Origin of the sequence: Klebsiella huaxiensis (assembly GCF_003261575.2) — a bacterium.
GTDB lineage: Bacteria > Pseudomonadota > Gammaproteobacteria > Enterobacterales > Enterobacteriaceae > Klebsiella > Klebsiella huaxiensis.
This window is the reverse complement of record NZ_CP036175.1, coordinates 2,515,571-2,531,712: the sequence shown is the minus strand read 5'-3', so window position 1 is coordinate 2,531,712 and position 16,142 is coordinate 2,515,571. Positions and strand designations below refer to the sequence as shown.

18 protein-coding genes are annotated in these 16,142 nt (G+C 52.6%); 6 read left to right on the top strand and 12 right to left on the bottom strand.

Features of this window, described 5'->3' with window-relative positions:
* Positions 1-31: 31 nt before the first annotated feature.
* From DA718_RS12055 to DA718_RS12045, 3 genes are all read right to left on the bottom strand, one after another.
* Positions 32-868, bottom strand: coding sequence for a shikimate dehydrogenase family protein (locus DA718_RS12055; RefSeq protein WP_112213432.1), 837 nt, complete (start codon positions 866-868; stop codon positions 32-34).
* A gap of 29 nt (positions 869-897) precedes the next feature.
* On the bottom strand, positions 898-2,217 hold the full coding sequence (locus DA718_RS12050; protein WP_112213431.1) for an MFS transporter: 1,320 nt from the start codon (positions 2,215-2,217) through the stop codon (positions 898-900).
* A gap of 76 nt (positions 2,218-2,293) precedes the next feature.
* A complete protein-coding gene (locus tag DA718_RS12045; RefSeq protein ID WP_112213430.1) occupies positions 2,294-4,150 on the bottom strand; it encodes a bifunctional sugar phosphate isomerase/epimerase/4-hydroxyphenylpyruvate dioxygenase family protein in 1,857 nt (618 codons plus the stop codon).
* A gap of 126 nt (positions 4,151-4,276) precedes the next feature.
* Here DA718_RS12045 and DA718_RS12040 point away from each other — a divergent pair, with 126 nt between their 5' ends.
* A complete protein-coding gene (locus DA718_RS12040) occupies positions 4,277-4,915 on the top strand; it encodes a TetR/AcrR family transcriptional regulator (protein ID WP_110275752.1) in 639 nt (212 codons plus the stop codon).
* Positions 4,916-4,941: 26 nt separating this feature from the next.
* Here the strand turns inward: DA718_RS12040 and fumD are convergent, their stop codons facing one another.
* A complete protein-coding gene (gene fumD / locus DA718_RS12035) occupies positions 4,942-5,154 on the bottom strand; it encodes a fumarate hydratase FumD (RefSeq protein WP_110275751.1) in 213 nt (70 codons plus the stop codon).
* Positions 5,155-5,247: 93 nt separating this feature from the next.
* Between fumD and ynhH the strand changes: the two genes are divergently transcribed.
* From ynhH to lpp, 3 genes are all read left to right on the top strand, one after another.
* Positions 5,248-5,658: a protein YnhH gene (gene ynhH / locus DA718_RS31145; protein WP_456077644.1), complete on the top strand. Its 411-nt coding sequence runs from the start codon at positions 5,248-5,250 to the stop codon at positions 5,656-5,658.
* A gap of 6 nt (positions 5,659-5,664) precedes the next feature.
* A complete protein-coding gene (gene pykF, locus DA718_RS12030) occupies positions 5,665-7,077 on the top strand; it encodes a pyruvate kinase PykF (RefSeq protein ID WP_112213429.1) in 1,413 nt (470 codons plus the stop codon).
* A 312-nt stretch (positions 7,078-7,389) separates the two neighbouring features.
* Positions 7,390-7,626, top strand: a complete 237-nt coding sequence (lpp, locus tag DA718_RS12025) for a murein lipoprotein Lpp (RefSeq protein ID WP_003029373.1) — start codon at positions 7,390-7,392, stop codon at positions 7,624-7,626.
* Between the two features lie 65 nt (positions 7,627-7,691).
* On the opposite strand, the gene ldtE is transcribed toward lpp, so the two are convergent.
* The 7 genes from ldtE to sufA all read right to left on the bottom strand — a co-directional run bounded on the left by ldtE (position 7,692) and on the right by sufA (position 14,299).
* Positions 7,692-8,675: a L,D-transpeptidase LdtE gene (ldtE, locus tag DA718_RS12020; protein WP_112213428.1), complete on the bottom strand. Its 984-nt coding sequence runs from the start codon at positions 8,673-8,675 to the stop codon at positions 7,692-7,694.
* Between the two features lie 99 nt (positions 8,676-8,774).
* Complete coding sequence (gene sufE / locus DA718_RS12015) at positions 8,775-9,191, bottom strand: cysteine desulfuration protein SufE (RefSeq protein ID WP_110275748.1); 417 nt, start codon at positions 9,189-9,191, stop codon at positions 8,775-8,777.
* An 11-nt stretch (positions 9,192-9,202) separates the two neighbouring features.
* On the bottom strand, positions 9,203-10,423 hold the full coding sequence (gene sufS / locus DA718_RS12010) for a cysteine desulfurase SufS (RefSeq protein WP_112213427.1): 1,221 nt from the start codon (positions 10,421-10,423) through the stop codon (positions 9,203-9,205).
* The gene (sufD, locus tag DA718_RS12005) at positions 10,420-11,694 is read right to left on the bottom strand and encodes a Fe-S cluster assembly protein SufD (protein ID WP_112213426.1); all 1,275 of its coding nucleotides are present in this window, start codon (positions 11,692-11,694) and stop codon (positions 10,420-10,422) included. The genes sufS and sufD overlap by 4 nt, the downstream gene beginning before the upstream one ends.
* Positions 11,669-12,415 (bottom strand): Fe-S cluster assembly ATPase SufC, encoded by a 747-nt coding sequence (gene sufC, locus DA718_RS12000; RefSeq protein ID WP_110275745.1) that lies wholly within the window; start codon positions 12,413-12,415, stop codon positions 11,669-11,671. Before sufC ends, sufD begins: the two co-directional genes overlap by 26 nt.
* Before the next feature lie 16 nt (positions 12,416-12,431).
* Positions 12,432-13,919, bottom strand: coding sequence for a Fe-S cluster assembly protein SufB (sufB, locus tag DA718_RS11995; protein ID WP_112213425.1), 1,488 nt, complete (start codon positions 13,917-13,919; stop codon positions 12,432-12,434).
* Positions 13,920-13,921: 2 nt separating this feature from the next.
* Entirely contained in the window at positions 13,922-14,299 is a 378-nt protein-coding gene (gene sufA, locus DA718_RS11990; RefSeq protein ID WP_112213424.1) for a Fe-S cluster assembly scaffold SufA, read from the bottom strand.
* Between the two features lie 776 nt (positions 14,300-15,075).
* On the opposite strand from sufA, the gene DA718_RS11985 reads away from it, so the two are divergent.
* Positions 15,076-15,393 carry a hypothetical protein gene (locus DA718_RS11985; RefSeq protein WP_112213423.1) on the top strand — a complete coding sequence of 106 codons (318 nt, stop codon included), beginning with the start codon at positions 15,076-15,078 and terminating at the stop codon, positions 15,391-15,393.
* Between the two features lie 117 nt (positions 15,394-15,510).
* Here the strand turns inward: DA718_RS11985 and DA718_RS11980 are convergent, their stop codons facing one another.
* The gene (locus DA718_RS11980) at positions 15,511-15,759 is read right to left on the bottom strand and encodes a GlsB/YeaQ/YmgE family stress response membrane protein (protein WP_110275741.1); all 249 of its coding nucleotides are present in this window, start codon (positions 15,757-15,759) and stop codon (positions 15,511-15,513) included.
* A 164-nt stretch (positions 15,760-15,923) separates the two neighbouring features.
* Between DA718_RS11980 and DA718_RS11975 the strand changes: the two genes are divergently transcribed.
* Positions 15,924-16,112, top strand: coding sequence for a YegP family protein (locus tag DA718_RS11975; protein WP_110275740.1), 189 nt, complete (start codon positions 15,924-15,926; stop codon positions 16,110-16,112).
* Positions 16,113-16,142: the final 30 nt, after the last annotated feature.

Genomic DNA, 16,142 nt, shown 5'->3' with positions numbered 1-16,142 from the left:
TATAGCGCTATATTAACCGGGTTCAGCCGTTTCAGTAACGAATTTCCGCCAGCTCGCGCAGCTGTTCCGGAGTTGCCACCGGCAGGTTAAAGAAGCGCAAATAAGCCGGGATCATCTCGAACAGCATATCGGTACCGCGCTGGATTGGGCATCCCGCCGCCTGTGCCGCCAGCAATAATGGCGTGAACTCCTGGGCCATCACCACTTCGCCAACAAACGTTCCCGGCGTCAGACGCTGCGGATCCAGCGGCAGCGGATCGCCCTCTTTCATTCCCAGCGGCGTCGCGTTAACCACCAGATCGTGCCCCTGCGGGTCGCGCTGCATCAGGGTAATATCCAGCTGAGGATAGTGCGCAAGCAGACGCTCAGCCAGCGCTTCAGCGGTCTGCGGACGGGCATCGTATAGCGTCAGGGCGCTAACGCCTGCTGCCGCCAGCGAAGCGGCAATGGCCGAGCCTACGCCGCCGCTACCAACCACCAGCGCTCGCGCCCCTTGTGTCACGAAACCTTTACGCTGAATGCCGAGGACAAACCCTTCTCCATCAAACATATCGCCGCTCAGGCTGCCGTCAGCTTCAAGGCGAATCGCGTTACAGGCTCCGGCAATCGCCGCCGTCGGGCTGATATGCTGGACCAGGTCACAGGTGGCGATTTTGTGCGGCATAGTGACCAGCGCGCCGATAATATTAGTCATCTTAAACAGCGTCGGCACAAAGGCGGCATAATCCTCTGGCTTCACGCCCATTGGCACCACCTTGACGTCAACCTGCTGATGGGCAAACCACGGGTTATAAATCATCGGCGCTTTAAACTTAGCGGTTGGGTAGCCAAGATGCGCTATCAGCCGCGTATTACCACTAATCACCATGCCCTGCTCCTTTAGTTACTGCAAAAATGTTACTGCGAAAGTTCAATACGCTTCACGTCGCCCAAAATAAACACATATGCCGCTACGCCAAGCAGCGCAGCGCCACCGATATAAATCAGCGCGTAGAAGAAATTACCTGAGGCAGCCACAATGAAACCAATTACCAGCGGCGTCAGGATACCGGCAAGGTTGGCGCAGAAGTTAAACAAGCCGCCGGTCAGACCGCCGAGGCCTTTTGGCGCGATATCAGAAATTAACGTCCAGCCCAGACCGACCATTCCCTGACCAAAGAAGGCAAACGACATCACCAGAATGACCGCCAGATCGCTGGTCAGCCAATTAGCAGAGATAATGGTACTCGCCATCAGCAGACCGGCAATAATCGGCAACTTACGTCCAAGGTTTGCCGAGCCGGTGGCTTTCAGCAGCTTATCGGAAACCCAGCCGCCGAACATCACGCCACCCGCCGCCGCGAGAAACGGCATAATGGCGAAGAAGCCGACTTTGATCCACGGCATATGGCGTTCGGTCGCCAGATAGGTCGGGAACCAGGTAAGGAAGAAGACCAGTACCGTATTACCGGCGAACTGACCGATGCTGGCACCGAGAATCTGCCGTTTGGCCAGCAGTTGGCGAATCAGCGGCCAGCTAAATGCCGTGTGTTGTTCCGCTCCGGTCGTCATCCCGCCGCCGTTGACGATATGCTCGCGCTCCTGCTGATTAAGATGCTTATCCTCATGCGGCTCGCGATAGCAGCGCCACCACACCAGCGCAAACATTACGCCGACCGCACCCACGCTGATAAACAGCGCCCGCCAACCGAAGCTGCCCATAATCCAGAACAGCAGCGGTGAAAAGCAGGCCAGCCCGAGATATTCGCCGACGGTATAAACCGCCGTCGCTTTCGCACGCTCCTGCTGCGGGAACCAGGCGCTCACCACCCGACTGTTCACCGGGAAACAGGGGGCTTCACTGACGCCAAGACCAAAGCGGCAAAGCAGCAGCGTTTTCAGGCCCACCGCCATACCGTGGAACATGGTAAATAGCGACCACAGGGTCAACGCCAGAAAATAGGTAATTTTGTTGCCAAAGCGATCGAGAAAGATGCCGCCAGGGATCTGCGCCAGCGCGTAGGTCCAGGCAAAAGCGGAGAAGACGATCCCCATCACCGCGGCATCTATACCCAGTTCAGCGGTCAGTTGCGGTGCGGCAATCCCCAACACCGTACGGTCGAGGTAGTTAATCATCGTGCCGACGGCCAGCAACGCAAGGATCCCGATACGCCGCCGGGATGGACGCCCCCTGGCCGCAGCACCCGCCGTCGCCTGATTTTGGCTATAAGAGTTCATAGTCGTTTCCTGTCATAGGGTACAGATATGTGTTGTTATTGTGTTGGTGGCGTTCTCAAACGAACCATCTGCTACATTACTCGGTGTACTGCATTGCTGACAAGCGTACAGCTGCATTTACAGCACCATAAAGTGCGTAACCGTTGCGTCTCTCGGTCAATTCAAAGAAAAAACGCCCCGTAGAGAACGGGCGGGTATAGAGATGCAGGAACTCACCGCCGCTGTTATCGCGGTCATAGAGAATACTATGATTTTTCAGCAGATTGACTGAACAGCCGTCGCCAAAACGGGCCAGCAAATCCTCATAGTAGTTCGCCGGGATCGGCAGTGCATTGACCGAGAGCTGTGGCAGGTTTTCCAGCGTCGCGGATAAATCGTGGCAGGCAAAAGCGGCATGCTGTAAACCTGCCCCCTGATAGCAGGCGACCGAGCGGGCAATTTGTGTGGCGCGGCTTTGCGAGATATTTAATGCAAGGCGAATGTCCCCCTGCGGACTGCGCACCGCCAGACTGCGCACCAACCCGTACGGATCCGGTAGCGTCTGCTCATGCTCAAGCGTGAAGCCAAATACGCTACGGAAAAAGATAATCCAGTTATCGCGGCTATCCGCTTCCATTCCAAGGGCAAGATGGTCAATGCCGCAATAATCGTCACGTAGCGTAAGATTCGCGCGCAGATGAAAATCACGGGTATAGATGTCATCACCCACTTCAATCAAATAGATAAGGCTACCGTCCGGAGCGCAAATCGCCGGGATAGGGCTTTCGTTTGGCCCGACATCTCCTTGCCAGGTTGCGTAGCCGTAGGCGCGCGCGCGTTCGACAATCGCCTCACTCTGGCTAACGCGCAGCGCCATGGCGCACAATGAAACCCCGTGGCGCTGGTGAAAATGATCGGCCCAGCTGTGCGGTTGCGCGTTGACGACCACCCGGGCCCCGCCGTTGCGCCAAAGGGAGACGCGTTTTGAACGATGCGTTCCTTCTTCAGCAAAGCCAAGCTGCGCCAGCCGTTGTCCCAGCCCTTTAGCCTCCGCCGGATTCGCGGCGAACTCAATAAACTCCAGCCCGGCGTATTCAGGAAGTTCAGGAAGTGCGAACAACGGCGCGCTGCTCTGCGGCAGCCGCTGACGGGTCTGCTCTTCCAGCCACAGCAAAGAACGATAGCCATCTTTCGCCGTCGCATTGTTGGGCGAGGCGCGGAAGCTATCATTGAAAATCTCCAGCGACCACGGGCCGCGATAGCCGCAACGGGTTAGCGCACAGGCAAAGTCCACCAGCGGTAGCTGCCCCTGTCCGGGAAAGCAGCGGAAATGCCGACTCCATTCCAGAATATCCATCTTCATCAGCGACGCGTCGGCCATCTGCACAAAGATGATTTTCTCCGGCGGTACTTCCGCCAGTCTTTGCAACGTGTCGCCGCGCGCCAGTACGTGGAAGCTGTCGAGCACAATGCCCAGCGCCGGACTGTTGACGCTTTTGACTCGCTCCCAGGCCTGATGCCAGCGGTTAACGTGCGTGCCCCAGGCCAGCGCCTCGTAACCAATGGCGATCCCTTCTTGTTCTGCCAGTTCGGCCAGCGCGCGTAAATCTGCGACCTGTCGTTCGACATCAGCAGAACAGTCCGGCTGAACGTTGCTGCATAGCAGCATGGTACCGCAGCCCAGCTCGTGCATTAGCGCGAATTTGCGCTTTGCACGTTCCAGATTCGCTTCGAACTGACTGCGGCTGGCGCCTTCAAAATCACGAAAGGGTTGAAAAAGCGTGATTTTTAGCCCTAAATCGGCTGCCAGATGACGGATATCGGCTGGCGAACCCGTATAATAGAGCAGATCGTTTTCGAAGATTTCGACGCCCTGATAACCCGCCGCGGCAATCGCGTGCAGCTTTTCGGGTAAGGTGCCGGAGATGGAGACGGTGGCGATTGAGCGCAGCATAAAGTCCTCGTGTCATTAGCTGACCTAAGACCTGAATATGTATCATTTGGTTCAATCGCGCCATGGCGGGTTGCCAAATTGTGATCAATATGTATATTTTTTGCATCTTATTAAAAAGGAGCCATTATGTCCGCCGTTGCTCACGATGAGGCACAATCCCTGAAAGAGCGGATCTTTGCCGCTGCCATTACCGTTTTCGCCGAGCATGGATTGTCAGGTGCGCGAATGGAGCAGATCGCCACCGAAGCGCAGACCACGAAAAGGATGGTGGTTTATTACTTCAAGACCAAAGAGCAGCTCTATCAGGCGGTGCTCCAGCACATCTATGCACGTATTCGCGAAACCGAGCAGCAGCTTGGGCTGGAAAACGTGCCACCGGTTGAGGCGCTGGTGCAACTGGTGAAGTGGAGCGTACGCTATCACGCTACGCACGCCGACTATATGCGAGTGATCTGTATGGAAAACATGCAGCGCGGAAAATGGCTAAAAAATTCCGGTCAGTTAAAACCGCTAAACCGCACCGCCCTATCGATTCTGGAAGACATTCTTCAGCGCGGCCAGCAGCAAGGGGTGTTTCAGGCAGGACTGGAAGCGCGCGATGTGCATCGGCTGATCAGTAGCTTTAGCTTTTATCAGGTATCAAACTTTTATACCTTCAGCAGCCTGTATCTCGACGATCCGTTGCCGGAAATTGATGATGAAGCGATGGTCACACATCACTGCGATATTGCCGTCAAAGCGGTGGTTCGCTTCGTCATTTCCTGAAGCGTAAAGGCAACGCGCAGGAACGGCTAGTTTCCTGAAAGAGCATGGACAACTTTCGCCATCGCTTCCTGCGTCAGTTCGGAACGCTGAACATGAGAGTTAGCCAGAGCGGTGCGCAGGACGCCGGCGATAACGATATGTTTCGGCTCCTGGCCCAAATCGCGCATTTCAAGCACGACTTTGCCGACTACACGACACATTTCCTGGTACAGTTCGTCGTCTTTTGCTTTATTTCCCATTGTATTTGGCTCACAAATTTTCATTATCAATCAAATCATTATTGATATATTTTCTGGATAAATCAAACCAGTGCCGCTTTTGCTGACCAGCAGATGATTTTCTCTGCAAAACTTGTGAATAAATCCGCGTTTTCGCGCTATTTATCTTGTCACCAGATGAAAAAATGTGTTGCGCAAAATCATAGGATTAGTTTGCTTTTTGTTAAGTATATAACTATAGAAATGAAACATGGTTTTCATTTTCTTTTTTGGATTTGGCAACGTATAATGCCCAACAAATTCGTATTGAATGGTTTCAGCGCATTGGATTGCATGACTAAACGCATAACACATTGCCTCTTTTCATGGGCTGAACCGCCAGCACACTTTCTTCTGCACGCTCTATTGTTGTCACCTATCCTTAGAGCGTGGCATAGCAACTTTCGTAATACAGGTTTAACTCCGCGGCAGTGCGCCCACGGAGTGAGATTCCCCCATCCTTATCCTTCACAACTTAAAGATTAAACTGTCATGAAAAAGACCAAAATTGTTTGCACCATCGGTCCGAAAACCGAATCCGAAGAGATGTTGACCAAAATGCTGGACGCGGGCATGAACGTTATGCGTCTGAACTTCTCTCACGGTGACTATGCGGAACACGGTCAGCGCATTCAGAACCTGCGCAATGTGATGAGTAAAACCGGTAAGAAAGCGGCTATCCTGCTGGATACCAAAGGTCCGGAAATTCGTACCATTAAGCTGGAAGGCGGTAATGACGTTTCCCTGAAAGCCGGTCAGACTTTCACCTTCACCACTGATAAATCCGTTGTCGGTAATAACGATATCGTTGCGGTGACCTATGAAGGTTTCACCAGCGACCTGAGCGTTGGCAACACCGTGCTGGTAGACGATGGTCTGATCGGTATGGAAGTCACCGCAATCGAAGGTAATAAAGTTGTCTGTAAAGTACTGAACAACGGCGACCTCGGCGAGAACAAAGGCGTTAACCTGCCGGGCGTTTCCATCGCCCTGCCGGCCCTGGCTGAAAAAGACAAACAGGACCTGATCTTCGGTTGCGAGCAAGGCGTTGACTTTGTTGCTGCTTCCTTTATCCGTAAACGTTCTGACGTCGTTGAAATCCGTGAGCACCTGAAAGCCCACGGTGGCGAGAAGATCCAGATCATCTCCAAGATCGAAAACCAGGAAGGCCTGAACAACTTCGACGAGATCCTCGAAGCGTCTGACGGCATCATGGTTGCACGTGGCGACCTGGGCGTAGAGATCCCGGTTGAAGAAGTTATCTTCGCTCAGAAGATGATGATCGAGAAATGTATCCGCGCGCGTAAAGTGGTTATCACCGCGACTCAGATGCTGGATTCCATGATCAAAAACCCGCGTCCGACCCGTGCTGAAGCAGGCGACGTGGCTAACGCCATCCTCGACGGTACCGATGCAGTGATGCTGTCCGGCGAATCCGCAAAAGGTAAATATCCGCTGGAAGCAGTCACCATCATGGCGACCATCTGTGAACGTACCGACCGCGTGATGACCAGCCGCCTGGAGTTCAACAACGACAACCGTAAGCTGCGCATCACCGAAGCGGTATGCCGCGGTGCGGTTGAAACGGCTGAAAAACTGGAAGCGCCGCTGATTGTTGTCGCGACCCAGGGCGGAAAATCTGCACGTGCCGTACGTAAATACTTCCCGGATGCGACCATCCTGGCGCTGACCACCAACGAAACTACTGCGCGTCAGCTGGTGCTGACCAAAGGTGTTGTGGCGCAGCTGGTAGAAGATATTTCTTCTACTGATGCTTTCTATATCCAGGGTAAAGAGCTGGCGCTGCAAAGCGGCCTGGCACGCAAAGGTGACGTAGTTGTTATGGTTTCCGGCGCGTTAGTCCCAAGCGGAACCACCAATACCGCTTCTGTGCACGTGCTGTAATAATTTACAGGTTAATTAGTATTTCCTTTAAAAGCGCCTCTTCGGGGCGCTTTTTTTTATTTTAGTACTAGCTACTATTAATAAAAATGCAAATCGGAATTTACTATTTAACCAGAGATTATCTAAGATGAATCCGATGGAAGCGTGCTGTTTTCACACGCGTTTTTAAACTAAAGCGACGATTTCGATGCTTCTTTGAGCGAACGATCAAAAATAAGTGCATTCAAGTAAAAAAATATTCTCATCACAAAAAAGTTTGTGTAATACTTGTAACGCTACATGGAGATTAACTCAATCTAGAGGGTATTAATAATGAATCGTACTAAACTGGTACTGGGCGCGGTAATCCTGGGTTCTACTCTGCTGGCTGGTTGCTCCAGCAATGCTAAAATCGATCAGCTGTCTTCTGACGTTCAGACTCTGAACGCTAAAGTTGACCAGCTGAGCAACGACGTGAACGCAATGCGTTCCGACGTTCAGGCTGCTAAAGATGACGCAGCACGCGCTAACCAGCGTCTGGACAACGCAGCTACTAAATACCGTAAGTAATAGTATCTGTGTAATAAAAATGGCGCACCTTGTGCGCCATTTTTTTGCTTTGCTTTTCACCTCGCCTACTGCGTTCTTTTCGCTTCATCCACTGGCGCATTTTGTACCGACAACGTCGAGGTCGCGTTCTCACTACCTGATACCGCCACCGGATACCCCGCTCGTCTGGTCAGCGCGCGCTTAAGTAACGCCTCATCTATCGCTTTATTGCCAGCAAACTGATGAAATTCCGCAGGATGCGTATAGGCCATCGTCTGCGTATTACTACCTTCATCAGATGTTAACGGACGATGAACTTCAACATAACGTTTGCCGTCAGGCTCTACGGCGAACTTCACCGGCTGATTGATAATACGCACCGGCGTGCCGCTTCTAACCTGACTGAATAAAGACTGAATATCCGCGGCATTCATCCGCATACAGCCTGAGCTGACGCGTAGCCCCACGCTGTCCGGCGCATTAGTGCCATGAATAAGATACTCGCCGTTACCGTACGCCAGACGCAGCGCATAGCGTCCTAACGGGTTATACGGCCCTGCTGGCACTACCGGCGGCAATTTAATTCCTTTCTCCAGCGAGCGTGCTCGTATGCCCGCCGTCGGCGTCCAGGTCGGATTAGGGATTTTCTGTCCGATACGGGTAGTCATCTCCGGCGTTTCCAGCCCCTGTTGGCCAATTCCCAGCGGATAAACCTGCACCTGATTCACACCCGGCGGGAAGTAGTAAAGGCGCAGTTCAGCCAGGTTGACGACAATCCCCTCTCGCGGTACGTCAGGCAGCAACATTTGCGAGGGAATAAGCACTTGAGTGCCCGGCTTAGGCTGCACCGGCGCGATAGTATCGTTCGCTTCAAGGATCAGCATCGCCGCCGTGTCAAAACGACGGGCAATCGCCTGTAGATTGCGGTCGTCCTCCTGCACTGTCCAGGACTGGTTTTCACCAATCAGGCGGCTATTGGCTGGGGGAAGTGGATAATCAACGGCCCAGGCAGCGTGTGACGCACTGAGGGCGCTCAGAAGGGTTATGGTAATGAGGGACGCGCGTTTCATACTGAGATTCCTTCTTTCGCTGATAAAACGCCAGGCCTGTATGCCGACGGGAAGCAAACTCCCGTCGCGCATAACAGAATGAAATCTACCTGTTTTATTCTAGCTAAGAATTGCCGCTTTCGCGCGAATTGCACGGATCATGGCTTCCAGTCCTTGCGACCGGGATGGGGTGAGGTGCTGTGTCAGGGCCATTTTTTCGAACCACGGACGCACGTCAAAAGCGGTGATATCTTTGGCGGTCATCTGATCATAAAGAATAAACACCACCGCGATAAGCCCTTTTACGATGGCTGCATCGCTGTCGCCGCGAAGCACGATGGCGCCAGTCTCATCCTGCGTCATCACAATCCACACCTGACTCTGGCAGCCCTGAATGATGTTCTGCGCGATGTGTTCCTCGGGGCTCAACGATGCCAGACGCTGACCGAGTTCAATAATGTAGAGATACTTCTCTTCCCAGTTTGCGCAACGGCTAAAGTTGCGCAGCAGTTTGTCTTTGTCGGGTAAAGCCGCCATCGTTGCTTCCTTTAGCTCAATAATTTATGGACTCGCTGCAGCCCAGCCACCAGCCTGTCCACTTCTTCCGTAGTATTGTACATCGCCAGCGATGCCCGACACATGGCCGGAACACCGTAGAACGCCATTAACGGCATCGCGCAGTGATGACCGGTCCGCACCGCAATCCCATAGTTATCGAGGAAACTGCCGACGTCGTAGGCGTGATGCTTACCGAGATTAAAGGCAATCACCCCCAGACGGTTTTCCGGGCCGTAAAGGGTTAAATCCGGCACGCTCTTCAGCGCCTGTAGCGCATAGCGCATCAGGGTTTGTTCATATTCAGCGATATGCTCCAACCCGAGCGCGCTAACATAATCCAGCACCGCGCCAAGGCCGATAATACCGCCAGTATTCGGCGTTCCCGCCTCGAAGCGCCATGGCGCTTTTGCCCAGGTAGTGCCTTCTGTCAGGCTCACGGTGGCGATCATCGACCCGCCACCTTCCCACGGCGGCATCTCCTGCAATATGTCCTGCTTAACATAGAGCACGCCTATCCCGGTTGGACCGTACAGCTTGTGCGCGGAAAAGGCGTAAAAATCACAATCCAAGGCCTGCATATCTACCGGATGATGCATCACCGCCTGTGCGCCATCGACCAGCACTTTAGCCCCATGCTGATGAGCCAAAGCAATCAGAGCCGAAATGGGGTTTTCGGTGCCCAGCACATTCGAAACCTGGGTGATAGCCAGTAAGCGGGTCCGTTCGTCAAACAGACCTGGGATCGCATCCAGTTGCAGAGTGCCGTCCTGATTGAGCGGGATCACCCGCAGCTGCGCCCCGACTCTGGCGCACAGCATCTGCCACGGGACAATGTTGGCGTGATGCTCCATTGCGCTGACGATAATATTGTCGCCCGAGCCAACACAGGCACTCCCCCAGCTGTTCGCCACCAGATTAATCGCCTCGGTGGTACCGCGAACAAACACCAGTTCTTCCGCTGAGCGGGCGTTCAGGAAGGTTGCCGCCTGCTGGCGCACCTGTTCCATTCGCGCCGTCGCTTCCGCGCTGAGCGTATGAATACCGCGATGCACCGCCGCATAGCCGTGACGGTAAAACTCTGCTTCGGCATTAATCACCGCTTCCGGTTTCTGCGCGCTGGCGGCGCTATCGAGATAAGCCAGCGGTTGGCCATTAACCTCACGATTGAGCAGCGGGAAATCCGCACGCACCCGTTCCACTGAAAATGTCATGCCATACCTCCCGGCAAACGCTGGCCAATACGCGCCAGGATCTGTTGCCTGAGCGCCTCATCGTCGATAGCTTCCGTTAGCTCTGCAGCAAAGGCGTAAAGAATCATCTGCTGCGCCGCCTGTTGGGTGATACCGCGCGAGCGCAGGTAAAACAGCTGCTCATCGTCTATGCGGCCGATGGTCGCGCCGTGGCTACATTTAACGTCATCGGCGTAAATCTCCAGCTGCGGTTTGGTATCCACTTCAGACAAACGCCCCAACAGTAGGTTGTTGTTGGTCATCTGGCCATCGGTTTTAATGGCATGCTGCGCCACATTGATCAGGCCATTAAACACCGCCCGACCTTTGTCGTTGACGATGGTTTTATGAAGCTGGCGGCTGTTGCAATATCCCACCTTGTGGTCAAGCCAGGTGCGGCTGTCACACACTTCGTTGTTGACCGGCATCACCAGCGAGTTAATGCGCAGGTTGCTGTTTTCACCATTGAGCTGCGAACTGGTGTGGTGGCGCAGCACCGAAGCACCTAGCAGAAAACTGCTGCTGAAAGCCGAGGCATCACGCCCGAGCGCCATGTCGTTATGAGCAAAGTGGTAGCTCTGCGCGTTCTCAAAGGCCAGCTTGATGTGCTGGAGATGAGCGTTATCAGCCACCGACATAGTCAGCCTCGCACCGGTAAAGTGGCGTTCGCCGTTCAGGCTCAGGTAGTGTTCGATGATCGTCGCTTGCGCGCCGCTCTCCAGCTCCAGATGATGCCGATAGTGAGCGGTGTTCATCTCATCGTTCGCCAGTCCGTGAGTCAGATGCATGATTACCAGCGGCTTCTGCGGGCGCTGATTACGCTTGACGCGGATGTGAGTGACGGTTGACGCCAGGCTTTCGGTGAGATGGAGAAACACCTCTGGCTGCACGGCATCGGGTAGCGCCTGGCTCTGGTTATCCACGCTGACATCGTAGCCGCTGGCGGTCAGATCATCACTTAAGCTTGCGCTAAACTGGCCATCGACAAACACCAGACGCCAGGCATCGATGGGCAGTGCCAGAGTATCCCGCTGCGCAGGAGTCAGCGCCTCCGGCTGAGCCGTCACAAAGGTCTGGTTGAGCAATGCATCCAGTGGCGTATATTTCCAGTTTTCATGCTTACGCGTTGGCAAGCCCAGACGCAGTAATTGTTGCAGATGCTGGTGCGCCTGTGGGCTACGCTGTTCGCTCTGGGCTTCAAACAGATGATGCCACTGTTGCAGCGCGTTACTGCTGTTCGGTAAGCCAGCCATAGCCCTGCTCCTCCAGTTGTTTGACCAGAGTAAAATCGCCGGATTTCACAATCCGCCCCTGATACAGCACGTGGACGTAATCAGGCTTGATGTAGTCGAGAATACGCTGATAGTGGGTGACGATAATAAACGAGCGCTTGCCGTCGCGCAGGGAGTTGACGCCATCGGAAACAATCTTCAGAGCGTCAATGTCCAGCCCCGAGTCAGACTCATCCAGGATGCACAACTCCGGCTCCAGCACCGCCATCTGCAGGATATCGTTGCGCTTTTTCTCGCCGCCGGAGAAGCCAACGTTAACCGAACGGGTCAGCAGATCCTCCGGCATTTTCAGCAGCTTAATTTTCTCTTCCATCAGATCCTGGAAGTCAAAACGGTCGAGCTGCTCCTGGCCGCGGTAGCTGCGCACAGCGTTAAGTGCGGTTTGCAGGAAAAACTGATTGCTGACGCCGGGGATCTCTACCGGATACTGGAAGGCCATAAAAATGCCCTCGCCCGCGCGATCTTCAGGGGCCAGATCCAGCAGATCTTTGCCTTTAAACTCCACGCTGCCGCCGGTAACTTCATAGTCTTCGCGCCCGGCGAGCGTTGCCGAAAGCGTACTTTTTCCGGAACCATTTGGCCCCATAATCGCATGCACTTCGCCAGGGCGAACGTCCAGATTCAGTCCGCGCAGGATCTCTTTATCTTCAACGGCGACCTGCAAATTTTTAATACTTAACATCTTATTTCCTTTGTTATCAGCCGACGCTGTGTTCAAGACTAATCGCCAGCAATTTTTGCGCTTCAACGGCAAATTCCAGCGGCAGCTCTGAGAAGACGTCCTTACAGAAACCATTGACGATCATTGAAATCGCATCGTCTTCGCTGATCCCGCGCTGTAGACAGTAGAACAGTTGGTCTTCACCAATACGCGACGTAGTGGCTTCATGCTCCAGCTGAGCGCTGTTGTTGCGACATTCCACATACGGGAAGGTATGCGCCCCGCTATCCGGGCCAATCAGCATGGAGTCGCATTGGGTAAAGTTGCGCGCGTTGGTCGCCGTCGGCATGATTTTCACCAGCCCGCGATAACTATTCTGACTATGACCGGCGGAAATCCCCTTCGAGATAATCGTCGAGCGGGTATTTTTACCGATATGAATCATTTTGGTCCCGGTATCCGCCTGTTGATGACCGCTGGTGAGCGCCACCGAGAAGAATTCACCGATAGAGTTGTCGCCGCGCAGAATACAGCTCGGGTATTTCCAGGTGATTGCCGAGCCGGTCTCCGACTGGGTCCACGACATTTTGCTGTTTTCACCTTCGCACAGGGCGCGTTTGGTGACGAAGTTAAGGATCCCGCCAGTGTTGTTGTCGCCGGGGAACCAGTTTTGCACCGTGGAGTACTTCACCTCGGCGTCTTTATGAATAATGACTTCGACCACCGCCGCGTGCAGCTGGTAGCTATCGCGTACCGGTGCCGAGCAGCCTTCAATATAGCTGACGTAGCTACCTTCATCGGCCACCAGAATCGTGCGTTCAAACTGGCCGGTTTTCTCGGCGTTAATACGGAAGTAGGTCGACAGTTCCATCGGGCAGCGTACGCCTTTCGGCACGTAGATAAAGGTGCCATCGGATGCGACCGCCGCGTTAAGGGCGGCAAAGAAGTTGTCATTGCCGGGCACCACGGTGCCGAGATACTTTTTCACCAGCTCAGGGTGATCGTGGATCGCTTCGCCGAAGGAACAGAAAATAATCCCCTGCTCCGCCAGCTTTTCGCGGTAGGTGGTCGCCACGGAAACCGAGTCAAAAATGGCGTCGACGGCCACTTCTCGCCCTTCACGTACCGGCACGCCGAGCAGGTTAAACGCCTCTTCCACTTCATTGGTCAGAAATGCACTGGGACCGGTTTGTTGCTGAGCCCCGGGTTCAGATGCGCAGGTGTCATCGCAGTTGCCGCAGGAGGGCGCTGAGTAATAGCTGTAATCCTGATAATTTAGTTTATCGTAATGCGCTTTTAGCCAGTGCGGTTCTTCCATCGCCTGCCAGGCTTTAAACGCATTAAGACGAAACTCCAGCATCCATTCTGGCTCATTGCGGCGTGCAGATATCGCCCGAACCACCTCTTCATTTATGCCTTTCGCCAGCTCATCGGTCTGTAGCTGGGTAAAAAAGCCTTCTTTATAGTTGAGTGGCCCGCCGCTCCAGGTTTTGACATCGTCAGTTGCTTCAGTATTACGAGACATAGTTACTCCGCCTGAACGCCAAAACTTTCACCGCAGCCGCATTCGTGCTGGGCTTTTGGATTATGGAATTTAAAGATCTGATTTAAGCCTTCGCGAACGTAATCAAGCTCGGTGCCATCGATAAACGGCATAGCCTGCAGCGGTGCCCACAGCTTCGCGCCGTCACGCTCGAACAACAGGTCGTCTTTCGCCGGTTCGGCGATTAATTCGAGGACGTATCCAAAACCGGCGCAGCCGCTGGTTTTGACGCCAAGACGCAGTCCCTGCATTTCGGGTTGCTTACGGACCAGATCGCAAATATGGGCGGCGGCGGCCGGGGTCATCTCCAGACCGCGCCAGCTAAAATCGTCGGGATTAAAAGTTCCTGCTTGTAAGTCCATCGCTCTACCTCATAGGTTGACGCCATCAGGGCATACCCGCTATGTTAGTGATAATGATTATCACTTCAACCCATCCAGAGAAGGGGTATTCCCCTATCAGGCTCTTTTTTTGTACTTTTTATAAGCATAGACCCTGTTCCCCGCGTTTTCAGCCCATCATTTTTTGTTTTAATATACTGAAAAATAATAAGTTATTTATTATCAGGCGGTGTTCTGAGGTGCAATGGAAAAGATGTATCGAAAATACCGATTTTTGAAATAGAAAAAGAGTCATTCTGCTGATTACCCCGATGTGTCAAATCAGCCGCTTAGCCCCAGTGCTCGACTCGCAGTGAGTGAGCGAAAAACGAACAATTCTCATACTACTTCAAAGCAAATACATTCATGCAATAGATTCTATTCATTTTCATTATAAGTACTCCTGTTTCACAGAAATAAAGATTTATTTGCCAAAAGCTAGTTCGTGTAAAATGAGCTGCTAAATTTTCTTCATCTTTAAACGCAATGTCACAATGCTGACTTATCAGGAACGTATGTAGTACTGGATTATGGATATAGAAACAGATGTAATGTCGATGTGTATGGCCGTATTGTTAATTATAAGCGTTTTGCTCGATTAACCTCTTCCCACTATAAATCCGTGAGCCTCGCCGTCTTCGGTAAGGCCTTCACATTCGTTAAGAAATAAGGAGATTCATAGGATTCGCCCGCCGTGGGATTGTTTGCCAAAAGCGTAGCCTCTATGCTTTTATCCACAAACTCACGAGGTGATAAAAATGAAAAAAGCAATCATTGCACTTTTCGCAATTGTTTCGATTACAGCCGCCAGCGCTTTTGCCGCAGATAAAGCAGAGGCTCCCGTACCGACAGCCAATAATGCAGGCCATCCGCCGTTTGAACTCACTCAGGGCCACGGTCCGATGCCGTTTCCCCCTTTACCACCGCAAAAGCCGGTATTATTCTCCGCAACAGTGGCAACCGATAACCCGGTTGAAACCATTAATAAACTCACACCGCTTATTCCTGCCAGCAAAGCTAAACATTATGAAGTTCGCGTGGAAGTCGTGCCAATGCCTGATATGCCGGGCCTGTAAGCCTATAACTTCGCCATGGATTTATCAGCCAATCAGGTGATTTATAACGATTAAAAAAGGCTGCCGACAATGGCGGCAGCCTCTTCATTTTATGACTCAATTCGTGCGCAGGAAGAATTAGCTCTTAATCTTCCTGTAGATAAACAGTACCACCAGCGCACCGATTACCGCCACGATAAAGCTACCAAAATTAAACCCGTCCACCTTGCCAAAACCGAAGAAGGTGCTGATCCAGCCACCAACTACAGCACCGATGACACCGAGAATTACGGTAACGATAAAACCACCGCCGTCTTTCCCCGGCATAATCCACTTGGCTAAAATACCGGCAATAAGCCCAAAAATAATCCAGGAAATGATACCCATAGCTAACTCCGTCCTCTTTGTTACCTTGTAAATCTTCGTATCTAAAATATTAGCATATATATTACGAAGTTTTTATTATTTTATATTTATCATGTGAATACTTGTCATATGAGAGATGATGGTCTACAGATTATGGCGTGGGTAACTCATATAAGGAGTGAAGAATGGGCTATTACGTCATAAAAAAATCGGAAAAGAACGTCTCTCAACCCTGGTATTTTGTGCTAAAAGCGGATAATCACGAAACGATTGCCTCCAGTGAAATGTATTCATCTAAGGAGGCTGCGAAAAAGGGGATTGCTTCAGTGCAGAAGAATGGCGCAAGTGAAACCATTAAAGACGAGACGCAGTAAAGTTCAGGGGGGAAATGCTCCCCCCTGATT